The following is a 13,988-nucleotide window of genomic DNA, read 5'->3' as shown; positions in this document are numbered from 1 at the left end:
TGCCGCGCACTGCATAGTTACCACACGCGATACCTGAATGTGCGGCAGCCCACGCGTTCGGATAACCGAACGAGCAAACGCTATTTATTCGGCCTGGCGAACCCCGGAGAGATGTAGAGACTGTCAAGCGCGAGCAATACAAGCGGTTTAAGGTCGACAGCAGGGCTTGGCACGAGTCATGCTCTACACTTGGTAGCCGAATGCACCCGCTTCTTGCTGTATTCGTTGAACGAAGAGTCCGCCAACGGCTCCATAAAAAAAACAAACACGTCGAGGAAAATTTGATGCGTATCGTTCGTCAATTGCTGGGCGCAGCCATCGCGGCTGCAGTCATCGCTTCGCCGGCCATGGCCGAGGAGCTCACCGGCACCCTGAAGAAGATCAAGGAATCGGGCACCATCACCCTGGGGCACCGCGACTCCTCCATTCCATTTTCCTACCTGGCCGGCAAACCTGAGCCCGTCGGTTACTCGCATGACATCCAGCTGGCCGTCGTCGACGCGCTGAAGAAGCAACTGGGCACGGACATCAAGGTCCGTTACAACCTGGTCACCTCGCAAACCCGTATTCCGCTGGTGCAGAACGGCACCGTCGACCTGGAGTGCGGCTCCACCACCAACAACGTCGAGCGCCAACAACAGGTCGGCTTCTCGGTCGGCATCTTCGAAGTCGGTACCCGCCTGTTGACCAAGGTCAAGGACGGTCAGCCTGCATACAAAGACTTCCCGGACCTGGCCGGCAAGAACGTGGTGACCACCGCCGGTACCACCTCCGAGCGCATCCTCAAGGCGATGAACGCCGACAAGCAGATGAAGATGAACGTGATTTCCGCCAAGGACCACGGTGAAGCCTTCAACATGCTCGAAAGCGGCCGCGCCGTGGCCTTCATGATGGACGACGCCCTGCTCGCCGGTGAAATGGCCAAGGCGCGCAAGCCATCCGACTGGGTCATCACCGGTACGCCACAGTCGTATGAAATCTACGGCTGCATGGTGCGCAAGGAAGACGCTGCGTTCAAGAAAGCGGTCGACGACGCGATCATTGCCTACTTCAAGTCGGGCGAAGTCAACAAGAGCTACGACAAGTGGTTCATGCAGCCGATCCCGCCTAAAGGTCTGAACCTCAACTTCCAGATGAGCGAAGAGCTGAAAAAACTGATCGCCGAGCCAACCGACAAGGCTGCGGACGAGAAGAAGTCCTGATCCTCAGCAAATAGTGGCCTGGTGCTCACAAGCACGAATCAATTCTGCAGGCCACTCATTAGTGTCTAACCTTTCATCCGTGGGCGCCCTGCGCCCCCGGATGCTCGAAGGTGCCCGTGAAACAACCGTCTGAGGGGAAATCCCGATGAATTACAACTGGGACTGGGGCGTGTTCTTCAAGTCCACCGGCGTGGGCAGCGAAACCTATCTGGACTGGTACATCACCGGCCTGGGCTGGACCATCGCCATCGCCATCACCGCCTGGATCATCGCGCTGCTGCTGGGGTCACTCCTCGGCGTCATGCGTACCGTGCCGAACCGCCTGGTATCGGGTATCGCCACCGCCTACGTGGAACTGTTCCGCAACGTACCGCTGCTGGTGCAATTGTTCATCTGGTACTTCCTGGTACCCGACCTGCTGCCAGAAGGCTTGCAGGAATGGTTCAAGCAGGATCTCAACCCGACCACTTCGGCACTGATCAGCGTGGTCATCTGCCTGGGCCTGTTCACCGCCGCACGCGTCTGTGAGCAAGTGCGTACCGGTATTCAGGCACTGCCCAAAGGCCAGGAAGCTGCCGCCCGCGCCATGGGCTTCAGCCTCCCGCAAATCTACAACAATGTGCTGCTGCCGCAGGCCTACCGGATCATCATTCCGCCGCTCACCTCCGAGTTCCTCAACGTGTTCAAGAACTCCTCGGTGGCGTCGCTCATCGGCCTGATGGAGCTGCTGGCGCAGACCAAACAGACCGCTGAGTTTTCCGCCAACCTGTTCGAGGCGTTCACCCTGGCCACGCTGATCTACTTCACCCTGAACATGGGCCTGATGTTGCTCATGCGCATGATCGAGAAGAAAGTCGCCGTGCCTGGCCTGATCTCCGTGGGGGGCAAGTAAATGGAAATGGATTTCAGCGAAATCATCCCCGCCCTGCCAGCCCTCTGGGACGGCATGGTCATGACCCTCAAGCTGATGGTCATGGGAGTCATCGGCGGTATCGTGCTGGGCACCATACTGGCCCTGATGCGCCTGTCGTCGAGCAAGCTGCTGTCGAACCTGGCCGGTGCCTACGTCAACTACTTCCGCTCGATCCCGCTGCTGCTGGTGATCACCTGGTTCTACCTGGCGGTACCGTTCGTGCTGCGCTGGATCACCGGCGAAGATACCCCGGTGGGTGCCTTCACCTCCTGCGTGGTCGCCTTCATGATGTTCGAGGCCGCGTACTTCTGCGAAATCGTCCGCGCCGGCGTGCAGTCGATCTCCAAGGGTCAGATGGGCGCCGCACAAGCGCTGGGCATGAACTACGCGCAGACCATGCGCCTGATCATCCTGCCTCAGGCCTTCCGCAAGATGACCCCGCTGCTGCTGCAGCAGAGCATCATTTTGTTCCAGGACACCTCGCTGGTGTATACCGTGGGCCTGGTCGACTTCCTCAACTCGGCTCGCTCCAACGGCGACATCATCGGGCGCTCCCATGAGTTCCTGATCTTCGCCGGCGTCGTCTACTTCATCATCAGCTTCTCCGCTTCGTGGCTGGTCAAGCGCCTGCAAAAAAGGATCACCGTATGATTTCCATCAAGAACGTCAACAAGTGGTACGGCGACTTCCAGGTACTGACCGACTGCAGCACCGAGGTCAAGAAAGGTGAAGTAGTGGTGGTCTGTGGCCCGTCGGGCTCGGGCAAGTCCACCCTGATCAAGTGCGTCAACGCGCTGGAGCCGTTCCAGAAGGGCGACATCGTGGTTGACGGCACCTCGATTGCCGACCCGAAGACCAACCTGCCCAAACTGCGCTCGCGGGTGGGCATGGTGTTCCAGCACTTCGAGCTGTTCCCGCACCTGACCATCACCGAAAACCTGACCATTGCCCAGCGCAAGGTGCTGGGCCGCAGCGAGGCGGAAGCCACCAAGAAGGGCCTGGCCCTGCTCGACCGTGTAGGCCTCAGTGCCCATGCCAAGAAGCACCCTGGCCAGCTCTCCGGTGGCCAGCAGCAGCGCGTGGCAATCGCCCGCGCCCTGGCGATGGACCCGATCGTCATGCTGTTCGACGAGCCCACCTCGGCACTGGACCCTGAAATGGTCAGCGAGGTGCTGGACGTGATGGTGCAACTGGCCCAGGAAGGCATGACCATGATGTGCGTAACCCACGAGATGGGCTTTGCCCGCAAAGTCGCCAACCGGGTTATCTTCATGGACAAGGGCAGCATCATCGAAGACTGCACCAAGGAAGAGTTCTTCGGTGACCAGAGCGCCCGCGACCAGCGCACCCAGCACTTCCTCAGCAAGATCCTGCAGCACTGACCCGGCCACAGCTTCCGCTGCCAGGCACCCACCAGGCAGCGGAAGCTGGTCGTTACAAGGCCACTGTGATGAAATGCGACCCCTCGCTACTTCGCCCTGCCAAGCCTGCCGTGAATTCCCGCCTGATCCGTCAATTGCTGTTACCGCCACTGATCATCCTGCTGATGGTCGGCCTGGGAATGGCTGGCTACCTGATCAGCGAGAGCAATGGTATCCGCACCCTCAGCGAAAACGGCGAACGCCAGCTGGAGCTGCACGCACGTACGGTCGAAAGCGAAATCAGCAAGTACACCTACTTGCCGAGCCTGCTGGAACTGGAAGACAGCGTCTCGCACCTGCTCACCGACCCGGACGGCGGCTCACGCCAGACGGTCAACGAATACCTTGAAGGCCTGAACCGTCGCAGCCGCAGTCGGGCCATCTTCGTCCTCGACACCAATGGCCGGGTGCAGGCCACCAGCAACTGGCGCGATGCCGACTCGTTCCTGGGTGAAGACCTGTCGTTCCGCGCCTACTTCCAGACAGCCGTGCGCGGCGAACCCGGGCGGTTCTACGGCATCGGCAGTACCACTGGCGAGGCCGGCTATTACCTGGCCCACGGGCTTGAGGAGCACGGCAAGATCATAGGCGTTGCAGTGATCAAAGTGCGCCTGGACACCCTCGAGGAGCGCTGGCAGCGCGCCCGCCTGGAAGCGTTCGTCAGCGACGAAAATGGCATCATCATCCTCTCCAGTGACCCGGCCCGGCGCCTTAAGTCGGTGCGCCCGCTGACCCCGCAAATCAAGGAGCGCCTGGCGCGAAGCCTGCAGTACTACTGGTGGCCGCTGAACGAACTGCAGCCTCTGGCCCGGGAGACCCTGGCCGACGGTGTGGAAAAACTGACCTTCCCCGCCAACACCGAAACCGCTCATGGCAAACCGCACGAAGTGGCCTACCTGGCGCAAACCAGGCGCCTGGTGGACACGCCCTGGCATTTCACCCTGCTGACCCCACTGCAAGACCTGCGTCGCGAATCCATGGTGCAGGGCATCCTGGTGGGCGTGGCCTTTGCCTTGCTGGCGATCCTCGGCATTGCCTGGAACGAGCGGCGCAAGGTGATCGCCACCCGCCTGGCGGCCCGCGAAGCCCTTGAAGAAGCCAACAGCCAGCTGGAGCGGCGGATTGCCGAACGCACCGCCGACCTGCGCGCCAGCAACGAACGCCTGAAGGGCCAGATTCGCGAGCGCCGGCATGCCGAGCAAACCTTGCGCCACGCCCAGGATGAGCTGGTGCAGGCGGGCAAGCTGGCCGCCATCGGGCAAATGTCCACCAGCATTGCCCACGAGCTGAACCAGCCACTGGCCGCGTTGCGCACCTTGTCTGGCAATACTGTGCGCTTCCTCGAGCGCGGGGCGCTGGAGACCGCCAGTACCAACCTGCGCACCATGAATGACCTGATCGACCGCATGGGCCGCATCACCGCCAGCCTGCGCTCATTTGCCCGGCGCGGCGATGACAGCGGCCAGGCTTCACTGGCCAAGGCGGTGGAGGCCACCCTGCAAGTGTTGGCCAACCGCATCAGTGCCTGTCACCTGAAATTGCACCACCAGTTCGAGGACCAGCAACTGGCCATCGACCAGACCCGCCTGGAGCAGATTCTGGTCAACCTGATCGGGAATGCCCTTGACGCCATGGCCGCGCAACCGCAGCCTGAGCTGTGGCTGGAAGGCGAGTTGCAGGGCGACAAGTACCGTTTGCAGGTGCGCGACAATGGCCATGGCATCGACGCCGAGGCGCGCAAGCACCTGTTCGAACCCTTCTTTACCACCAAACCGGGCGAGCATGGCCTGGGCCTGGGCCTGACCCTGTCGGCGAGCCTTGCCGCCGCCGCCAAGGGAAGCCTCAACGTCGAGCATCCCGCCACCGGCGGCACGGCCTTTGTCCTGGCCCTGCCTCTGGTTTCACCCCCTAGCGAATCGGCAGAGCATCCATGAACCAAGCGCCTCTTACCGTCCTGATCGTCGAAGACGACCCGCATGTGCTGCTCGGCTGCCAGCAGGCGCTGGCCCTGGAGGATATCGCCTGCGAGGGCGTAGGCAGCGCCGAACAGGCGCTGGAACGCATCGGCGACGATTTCGCCGGCATTGTCGTCAGCGATATCCGCCTGCCGGGTATTGATGGCCTGGAGCTGCTCAATCGCCTCAAGGCCCGTGACCGCAGCCTGCCAGTGGTGCTGATCACTGGTCATGGCGATATCGACATGGCCGTAGGCGCCATGCGTAACGGCGCCTATGACTTCATGGAAAAACCGTTCTCCCCCGAGCGCCTGGTCGACGTGGTACGCCGCGCGCTGGAACAGCGCGGGCTGTCACGCGAAGTGGTGGCCCTGCGCCGCCAGCTGGCCGAACAGAGCAGCCTGGAGGGACGCATCATTGGTCGCTCACCGGCCATGGAGCACTTGCGCGAACTGATCGCCAACGTCGCCGACACCTCAGCCAACGTGCTGATCGAAGGCGAGACCGGCACCGGCAAAGAGCTGGTCGCACGCTGCCTGCACGACTTCAGCCGCCGCCAGAGCCACCCGTTCGTGGCGCTGAACTGTGGCGGCCTGCCGGAAAACCTGTTTGAAAGCGAGATATTCGGCCACGAGGCCAACGCCTTCACCGGTGCCGGCAAACGCCGCATCGGCAAGATCGAACACGCCAATGGCGGCACGCTGTTCCTCGATGAAGTGGAGAGCATGCCGATCAACCTGCAGATCAAGCTGCTGCGCGTACTGCAGGAGCGCACTCTGGAGCGACTGGGCTCGAACCAGAGCATCCCGGTGGATTGCCGGGTGATCGCCGCGACAAAGGCCGACCTCGATGCCTTGGGCCAGAGCGGCCAGTTCCGCAGTGACCTGTATTACCGGCTGAACGTGGTAACCCTGGAGCTGCCGCCGCTGCGTGAGCGCCGTGAAGACATTCTGCAGTTGTTCGAACATTTCCTGCAGCAGTCGGCCCTGCGCTTCGACCGCGAAACACCGACACTGGACAGCCAGACCCTGTCGCGCCTGATGGCCCATGACTGGCCGGGCAACGTGCGCGAGTTGCGTAACGTGGCCGAACGCTATGCCCTCGGCCTGCCAGCGTTCAAGAAAGGCCCCAGCGGTGGTGCCAACCAAGGCCTGCTTTTTGCCGAGGCGGTGGAAGCATTCGAACGCAACCTGCTCACTGATGCCCTGCAACGCACTGGCGGCAACCTGAGCCAGGCCAGCCAGGAGCTGGGAATGGCCAAGACCACGCTGTTCGACAAAGTGAAAAAATACGGCCTCGGCTGACTTGAACCCAAACTGGAAAGCCTGAGATCGGTGCAGCACCTGTGAGAGCGGGCAAGCCCGCGAAGCAGCCAGCGCAAATTCAGAGCCCAGCGATGTGCGTGACCGCTTGCCTATGCGCCTGCAAATAAGGCAACACCGCCCCCAGCAGCGGCGCCTTGAACGGCTCTTGAAAACGGTGCGCCAGCCCCGGGATCAAGCGCAATTGGCTACCCTGAATATGCGCCGCCAGGTGCACGCCATGCATCACCGGCAATAACGGATCAGCCGTACCGTGCACCACCAGGGTCGGCACTCGCAACTGGTTGAGCAACTCCACGCGACTCGGCTCGGCCAGTATCGCCATGATCTGGCGCTTGGCTCCGTCCGGGTTGAACGCCCGGTCGTAGGCCTCCGCCGCCTGATGCAGCAACACGTCACGGTCGTCGTGTACTTCCGGGCTGCCCAAAGCCGCCAGCAGGTCGGCCTGCTGCTCGATAGCCACTGCGCGGTTCGGCGCGCTGCGCCGGGCCAGCAACTGCACCAACGCCGGATCCGGTGCCGGCAAACCCGCAGCCCCTGAACTGGACATGATCAGCGTCAGGCTGCGCACACGCTCGGGCGCCATCGCCGCCAGATGCTGGGCAATCATGCCGCCCATGCTCACCCCCAATACATGAAACTGACGCACGCCCAACGCGTCCATCAGGCGCAAGCCGTCATCGGCCATATCAGTCAGCGTATAGGGCGCCGACACAGGCAGGCCCAGCTTGTAACGCAACAGTTCGAGCGTCAGGTTGGCGTGCGGTGGCACCTGGTTCCAGCGTGACAGGCCGACATCGCGGTTGTCATAGCGGATCACCCGAAAACCTTGTCGGCACAATGCCTCGACCACGTCGTCCGGCCAATGAATCAGCTGCCCGCCCAGGCCCATGACCAGCAGCAAGGCCGGGTCGCGTGGCGCACCGACGCTCTGGTACACCAGGCTGACGGCACCCAGTTCGGCACGCTGCACCGGCACATGGGCGTCACAGCGCTGTTCGGCGGAACTCGCCGGTACGCTCAGCAGGAAGAAAAGAAAAAGCCAAAAAGCCCGCATGAAAGAAACACCAGAATGCAGATCCCCAGTAGAGCGCGAGTCTGATGAATTCTGTTCGGGCGCGCTGCCACAGTTCGGTGACAGTTTCATGACTTCCGCCAGACGGTGCGACGATCGCCCAGTCGACAGATGCCGCATCATGAGGGAAACTCAACTCATTCCCTGTTTCTTCAATTCCACACCCCGGAGTCATCTGTGCTGGAGATCCGTCACCTGAAAACCCTTCATGCCCTGCGCGAAGCCGACAGCCTGGTGGAGGCCGCCGAACGCCTGCACCTGACCCAGTCGGCATTGTCGCACCAGTTCAAGGAGCTGGAAGAGCGCCTGGGCCTCCCGATTTTCGTGCGCAAGACCAAGCCGATCCGCTTCACCAGCGCCGGGCTGCGTCTGCTGCAACTGGCGGATGCCACCCTGCCGTTGCTGCGCGGTGCCGAACGTGACATCGCACGCCTGGCCGGCGGCACTGCCGGGCGCCTGCACATGGCTATCGAATGCCACAGCTGCTTCCAGTGGCTGATGCCGACCATCGACCAGTTCCGCGATGCCTGGCCGGAAGTGGAACTGGACCTGGCCTCCGGCTTTGCCTTCGCCCCGCTGCCGGCCCTGGCCCGCGGCGACCTTGACCTGGTGGTTACCTCCGACCCGGTGGACCTGGCAGGCATCACTTATGTGCCGCTGTTCACCTACGAGGCGATGCTGGCAGTGGCCAACCAGCACCCGCTGGCCAGCAAGCCTTACATCGTGCCGCAAGACTTGCTCGACCAGACGCTGATCACCTACCCGGTGGAGCGCGATCGCCTGGACATCTTCACCCGCTTCCTGGAGCCGGCCGATATAGAGCCAGCTGCCGTGCGCACCTCGGAGCTGACGGTGATGATGATGCAACTGGTGGCCAGCGGCCGTGGCGTATGCGGCATGCCGCATTGGGCGCTGCACGAGTACAGCTCGCGCGGCTATGTGAAGGGCAAACGCCTGGGCGAGAAAGGCCTGTTTGCCACGCTTTATGCCGCCGTACGCACCGACATGCTCGATGCCCCATATATGCGCGACTTTTTGCTGACGGCCAAGGACACCTCGTTCGCCACCCTCGACGGTGTCAGCGCGGTGCGTTGAGCGCCTGGCGATACAGCGGCAGGATCAAGTCGCGGGTCAGGGGGGCCAGTTGCATGACGGGCGCCTGATCTGCAGCCAGCCAGACCACCTCCTCGATCTCTGCGGCCGGCACCACGGCAGCGGCGCTGTCGACACGGAACAGTTCGGCTTGCACTTCGAAGCCGGGCTCGTTGGCGGCGGGGGCACTGAACTGGCCCAGGTGCATGGCCTGAGCCGGGTCGATGCGCAGGCCCAGTTCCTCGTGCAACTCGCGCACCAGCGCCTGTACCGGCGTTTCACCGGCATCGATCTTGCCGCCTGGCTGCATGAACGCCTCGGTGCCACGCTTGCGCACCAGCAGGGTGCGGCCCTGAGGGTCGATCAGCAGGGCGGCGGCGATGCGGATGATGTTGGGCATGGGTGAGCTCGCTGAAAAAATTGACTCGGGAGGATCCCATGGGGTCATTGGCCTGACAAGGCCGGTCATTCCTGTGCCGGCCTGACAGACGAGTGGCCCCTTGCCAACCCGTTGCACACCCTCCATAAACAACACATGAACCTGCCCGCCAAACACCACCCGGTGCTCGAGCTGTTCCATCCTGCCGTCAGCACCTGGTTCCGCCGCTACTTCGCCACGGTAACCGATGCCCAGGCCCAGGCCTGGCCATTGATCCACGCCGGGCAATCCATGCTGCTGGCCGCGCCGACCGGATCAGGCAAGACCCTGAGCGCTTTTCTGGCCGTGCTCGATGAACTGCTGCGCGAAGGCATGAAGCACCAGGGCGAGCTGCCCGCACAGACTCTAGTGATCTATATTTCACCTCTGAAGGCCCTGTCCAATGACATCCGTCTTAACCTGCAGGCCCCGCTCGAAGGCATCAGCCAAGCCATCGCCGACCAAGGCCTGAACGCCCCACGTATCACTACGGCCGTGCGCACGGGCGACACGCCGCAAAAGGAACGTGCCGCCATGCGCAAGCTGGCCCCGCACATTCTGGTGACGACCCCCGAATCGCTTTACGTGCTGATGGGCTCCGCTTCTGGCCGTGAAGGCCTGGCCAACGTGCACACCGTGATCGTCGATGAAATCCACGCCCTGGCCGGCAACAAGCGCGGCGCCCACCTGGCACTGACCTTGGAACGACTGCAAGCCTTGTGCAAAAGGCCACTGCGGCGTATAGGCCTGTCCGCCACGCAACGGCCGGTAGAGCGTGTGGCACAGTTTCTGGTCGGGAGCGGGCGTGCCTGCGCCATCGTCGATGTCGGCCATGCGCGCCAGCGCGATCTGGCTATCGAAGTGCCGCCAGTACCGCTGGGGGCAGTGATGGCTACCGACGTCTGGGGCCTCGTGTACGATCGTTTGGCCACCCTGGCCCGTGAACACCGCACCACGCTGGTATTCGTCAACACCCGGCGCCTGGCCGAGCGTATCACCCGCCACCTCAGCGACCGGCTGGGTAAAGAGGCGGTTGCCGCGCACCACGGCAGCCTGTCCAAGGAGCTGCGCCTGGATGCGGAGCAGCGGCTCAAGAGCGGCAAGCTCCAGGTGCTGGTAGCAACCGCATCGCTGGAGCTTGGCATTGATATCGGCGATGTCGACCTGGTTTGCCAGATCGCCTCGCCGGGCTCGATTGCCGCCTTCCTGCAACGGGTAGGCCGCGCTGGGCACCAGGTCGATGGTGTGCCAAAGGGGCGCCTGTTCCCCACCTCACGCGATGACCTGATCGAATGCGTTGCCCTGCTTGACTGCGTTCGCCAGGGCGAACTGGACGAACTGCACATCCCCCGGGCGCCACTGGATGTACTGGCCCAGCAGATCGTCGCAGAAGCCAGCAACCAGGCCTGGCACGAACAGGCTCTGCTGGATTGCCTACGCCAGGCTACACCTTACGCCGAGCTCGATCAGCACCATTACCAGGCCCTGCTGCGCATGCTCGCCGAGGGCTACAACGGCCGCCAGGGTGTGCGCAGTGCCTACTTGCACCGTGACGCAGTGACCGGCACGCTGCGTGGCCGACGTGGCAGCCAACTGACTGCGCTGACCAGCGGCGGCACCATCCCCGACAACGCTGACTACGCCGTGTTACTGGAACCGCAGGCGCTGAACATTGGCAGCGTCAATGAAGACTTTGCCGTGGAAAGCATTGCCGGCGATATTTTCCAGCTGGGCAACGCCTCGTATCGCATTCTGCGCGTAGAGCCGGGCCGGGTGCGGGTAGAGGATGCTCACGGCCTGCCGCCGACCATTCCGTTCTGGCTGGGTGAAGCGCCGGGGCGCAGTGACGAGCTGTCTGCCGCCGTAGCCCGATTGCAGGCGCGAATAGACCAGCAACTGGCGCAGGCAGGCGGCGACACGGTCGAGGTACTGGCCTGGTTGCAGGCGACCTTCGAACTGGACGAAGCCAGTGCAGGCCAGTTACTCGACTACCTGGCCCGCACCCGTGAAGTGCTTGGCGCCCTGCCCTCGCAGGATACGCTGGTGATGGAACGCTTTTTCGATGAGTCCGGCGGGACCCAACTGATCATTCATTCGCCCTACGGCAGCCGTATCAACCGCGCCTGGGGCCTGGCCCTGCGCAAACGCTTCTGCCGCACCTTCAACTTCGAGCTGCAGGCTGCCGCCAGCGAGGACGCCATCGTGTTGTCACTGTCGACCAGCCACAGTTTCGAGCTGGACGAAGTGTGGCGTTACCTGAACAGCCGCAGCGCCGAGCCGATCCTCATCCAGGCCCTGCTCGATGCACCGCTGTTCGGCGTGCGCTGGCGCTGGAACGCAGGCGTGGCCATGGCACTGCCGCGCTTTGTGGGCGGACGCAAGGTGGCACCACAAATCCAGCGCATGAAAAGCGAAGACCTGATTGCCGCTGTGTTTCCCGACCAGATCGCCTGCCTGGAGAACATCGTCGGCGAGCGGCAGATTCCCGACCACCCGCTGGTCGAGCAAACCCTCGACGACTGCCTGCACGAAGCAATGGACAGCGAAGGCTGGCTGGCCCTGCTGCGGCGCATGGAAAGCGGCGCAGTGCGCTTGCTGTGCAGGGACTTGCCCGCCCCCTCGCCACTGGCATCAGCGATTCTCAACGCCCGGCCTTATGCCTTTCTGGACGATGCACCACTGGAAGAACGACGTACCCAGGCGGTACTCAACCGGCGCTGGAACGACGTGCACAGTAGCGACGACCTGGGCGCACTGGACGCTGATGCCATTGCTGCCGTCGCGGCCGAGGCCTGGCCACAGCCGGCCAATCCCGACGAAATGCACGAAGCATTGATGAGCCTGGGTGCCATCGGTCAGGTCGAGGTAGATGCCAATCCCTGCTGGGATTTGCTGCTAAGGCAGCTGGCCAAGGCCGGGCGTGCCTTGCGTCTGCCCGATGACAAGCTCTGGTTGGCCCGCGAACGCCTGAGCCTGCTGCTGGCACTGTACCCCACAGCGCACATGGAGCCAGCGTTCGAACGGCTCGCTGGCTTCGACCAGCCCATCGAACCCGACAACGCACTGAGCGAACTGCTGCGCGCCCGCCTGAGCGGCCATGGCCCGCAGACCCTGGCGCAAATCGCTGCGCCATTGGGCAAACCGGTAACCGATATCGAGCAGGCTCTGGCCCGCCTGGAAGCCGAAGGCTATGTGCTGCGCGGGCATTTCAGCCCAGGTACAACTGACTTGCAATGGTGCGAACGCCACTTGCTGGCACGCATCCACCGCTACACGGTCAAACGCCTGCGCCGCGAGATCGAACCGGTCAGCCTGCAAGACTTCATGCGCTTTCTGTTCGATTGGCAGCACCTGGCGCCTGACGAGCGCCTGCGTGGTCCGCAGGCGGTGGCCGAAGTGCTGGTCCAGTTACAAGGGTTCCCCAGCGCCGCAGCAGCCTGGGAGGCGGAACTGCTGCCGGCGCGTATCAAAGACTACAGTCCGCACTGGCTCGATGAAGCCTGCCGAAGCGGGCAGTTTGCCTGGAGCCGGCTGGCGGCAACAGTGGCGAGCAGCACGTTGACCAGTACCCCACTGGTGCTGCTGCCGCGGGAGCAGTTGAACACGTGGCGCAGTCTGGCGCCCGCACCTGCTGTCGACGCCCTTGGCCTACGTGCGCAACGTGTGCACGAAGCGCTGAAAACCCTGGGGGCGCTGTTCTTCGATGAACTGGCACATGAAGCACATCTGCTGCCCAGTGAACTGGAAACTGCACTGCAGGAGCTAGTGGGCTCAGGCCTGGTCGGGGCGGACAGCTTCACTGGCTTGCGCAGCCTTATCACGCCTGCAACCAAGCGCAGCTCACGTAACAGCCGCCGTGGCCACCCGCCACTTTCCAGCAGCATGGCACATGCCGGGCGCTGGTCACTGCTGCGCCGCAGCGTTGCGCCACCGGAGCACGACCAGCGCCTGGAGCACATTGCCCGCACGCTGCTGCGCCGCTATGGCGTGATCTGTTGGCGCCTGTTGGCGCGCGAGAGTGATGTACTGCCGCCCTGGCGTGAGCTGCTGCGCTGCTACCACCGATTGGAAGCACGTGGCGAAATCAGGGGCGGGCGCTTCATTGCCGGGCTGGCCGGTGAACAGTTCGCCTTGCCGGAGGCGGTAGTATTGCTGCGGCAAGTGAGACGACGTGAACCGGACGGAACGCTGCAGGTGGTGAGCGCCAGTGACCCGCTGAACCTGATCGGCTCGTTGCTGCCGGGGGCGAAAGTGCCGGCAGTGATTGGCAACCGGCTTCTGTATCGCGACGGAATACCGGTGGCGGTGCGGATGGCAGGGCGTTACGCGTATCTGATCGAGGCGTCCGCACAGGAGCAGGAAAGCTGGCGGCAAAAACTGCTGCGCGACACCCTGTAGGAGCGGGTTTACCCGCAAATATGGTAGCGGCGGCAACGGTGAACGGCGGGTGGAGATTGCCCGGCAGGCCCGACCCTTCGCCGGTAAACCCGCTCCTACAGCGGTTGGCGTTGCGCCCAGGCAATTTGGCTCGGGTCGAGAATGATTTGCGCTACCCCGATTTTATTTTGCAGGGCCCGGCAACTTGGCTAT

10 protein-coding genes are annotated in these 13,988 nt (G+C 63.0%); 8 read left to right on the top strand and 2 right to left on the bottom strand.

What is annotated here, in order from left to right; genetic code table 11:
- Positions 1-284: 284 nt before the first annotated feature.
- From GST84_05775 to GST84_05750, 6 genes are all read left to right on the top strand, one after another.
- Positions 285-1,202 (top strand): glutamate/aspartate ABC transporter substrate-binding protein, encoded by a 918-nt coding sequence (locus tag GST84_05775; protein XGB11894.1) that lies wholly within the window; start codon positions 285-287, stop codon positions 1,200-1,202.
- Between the two features lie 145 nt (positions 1,203-1,347).
- Complete coding sequence (locus tag GST84_05770) at positions 1,348-2,094, top strand: ABC transporter permease subunit (protein ID XGB11893.1); 747 nt, start codon at positions 1,348-1,350, stop codon at positions 2,092-2,094.
- Positions 2,095-2,766: an ABC transporter permease subunit gene (locus GST84_05765; GenBank protein ID XGB11892.1), complete on the top strand. Its 672-nt coding sequence runs from the start codon at positions 2,095-2,097 to the stop codon at positions 2,764-2,766. It begins immediately after the preceding gene.
- Positions 2,763-3,497 carry an ATP-binding cassette domain-containing protein gene (locus tag GST84_05760; protein XGB11891.1) on the top strand — a complete coding sequence of 245 codons (735 nt, stop codon included), beginning with the start codon at positions 2,763-2,765 and terminating at the stop codon, positions 3,495-3,497. Before GST84_05765 ends, GST84_05760 begins: the two co-directional genes overlap by 4 nt.
- A gap of 68 nt (positions 3,498-3,565) precedes the next feature.
- Positions 3,566-5,470 (top strand): sensor histidine kinase, encoded by a 1,905-nt coding sequence (locus GST84_05755; protein XGB11890.1) that lies wholly within the window; start codon positions 3,566-3,568, stop codon positions 5,468-5,470.
- Positions 5,467-6,795 (top strand): response regulator, encoded by a 1,329-nt coding sequence (locus GST84_05750; GenBank protein XGB11889.1) that lies wholly within the window; start codon positions 5,467-5,469, stop codon positions 6,793-6,795. Before GST84_05755 ends, GST84_05750 begins: the two co-directional genes overlap by 4 nt.
- 79 nt (positions 6,796-6,874) lie before the next feature.
- Here the strand turns inward: GST84_05750 and GST84_05745 are convergent, their stop codons facing one another.
- Complete coding sequence (locus GST84_05745; protein XGB11888.1) at positions 6,875-7,870, bottom strand: alpha/beta fold hydrolase; 996 nt, start codon at positions 7,868-7,870, stop codon at positions 6,875-6,877.
- A 195-nt stretch (positions 7,871-8,065) separates the two neighbouring features.
- Between GST84_05745 and GST84_05740 the strand changes: the two genes are divergently transcribed.
- On the top strand, positions 8,066-8,983 hold the full coding sequence (locus tag GST84_05740) for a LysR family transcriptional regulator (protein ID XGB11887.1): 918 nt from the start codon (positions 8,066-8,068) through the stop codon (positions 8,981-8,983).
- Here GST84_05740 and GST84_05735 read toward each other — a convergent pair.
- Entirely contained in the window at positions 8,967-9,380 is a 414-nt protein-coding gene (locus GST84_05735; GenBank protein XGB11886.1) for an NUDIX domain-containing protein, read from the bottom strand. The two genes, GST84_05740 and GST84_05735, sit on opposite strands and share 17 nt — an antisense overlap.
- A gap of 135 nt (positions 9,381-9,515) precedes the next feature.
- Here GST84_05735 and GST84_05730 point away from each other — a divergent pair, with 135 nt between their 5' ends.
- Positions 9,516-13,796 carry a DEAD/DEAH box helicase gene (locus tag GST84_05730; protein XGB11885.1) on the top strand — a complete coding sequence of 1,427 codons (4,281 nt, stop codon included), beginning with the start codon at positions 9,516-9,518 and terminating at the stop codon, positions 13,794-13,796.
- Positions 13,797-13,988: the final 192 nt, after the last annotated feature.

Origin of the sequence: Pseudomonas putida (genome assembly GCA_041879295.1) — a bacterium.
Classification (GTDB): domain Bacteria; phylum Pseudomonadota; class Gammaproteobacteria; order Pseudomonadales; family Pseudomonadaceae; genus Aquipseudomonas; species Aquipseudomonas putida_Y.
This window is presented reverse-complemented; position numbering and strand designations above follow the sequence as displayed.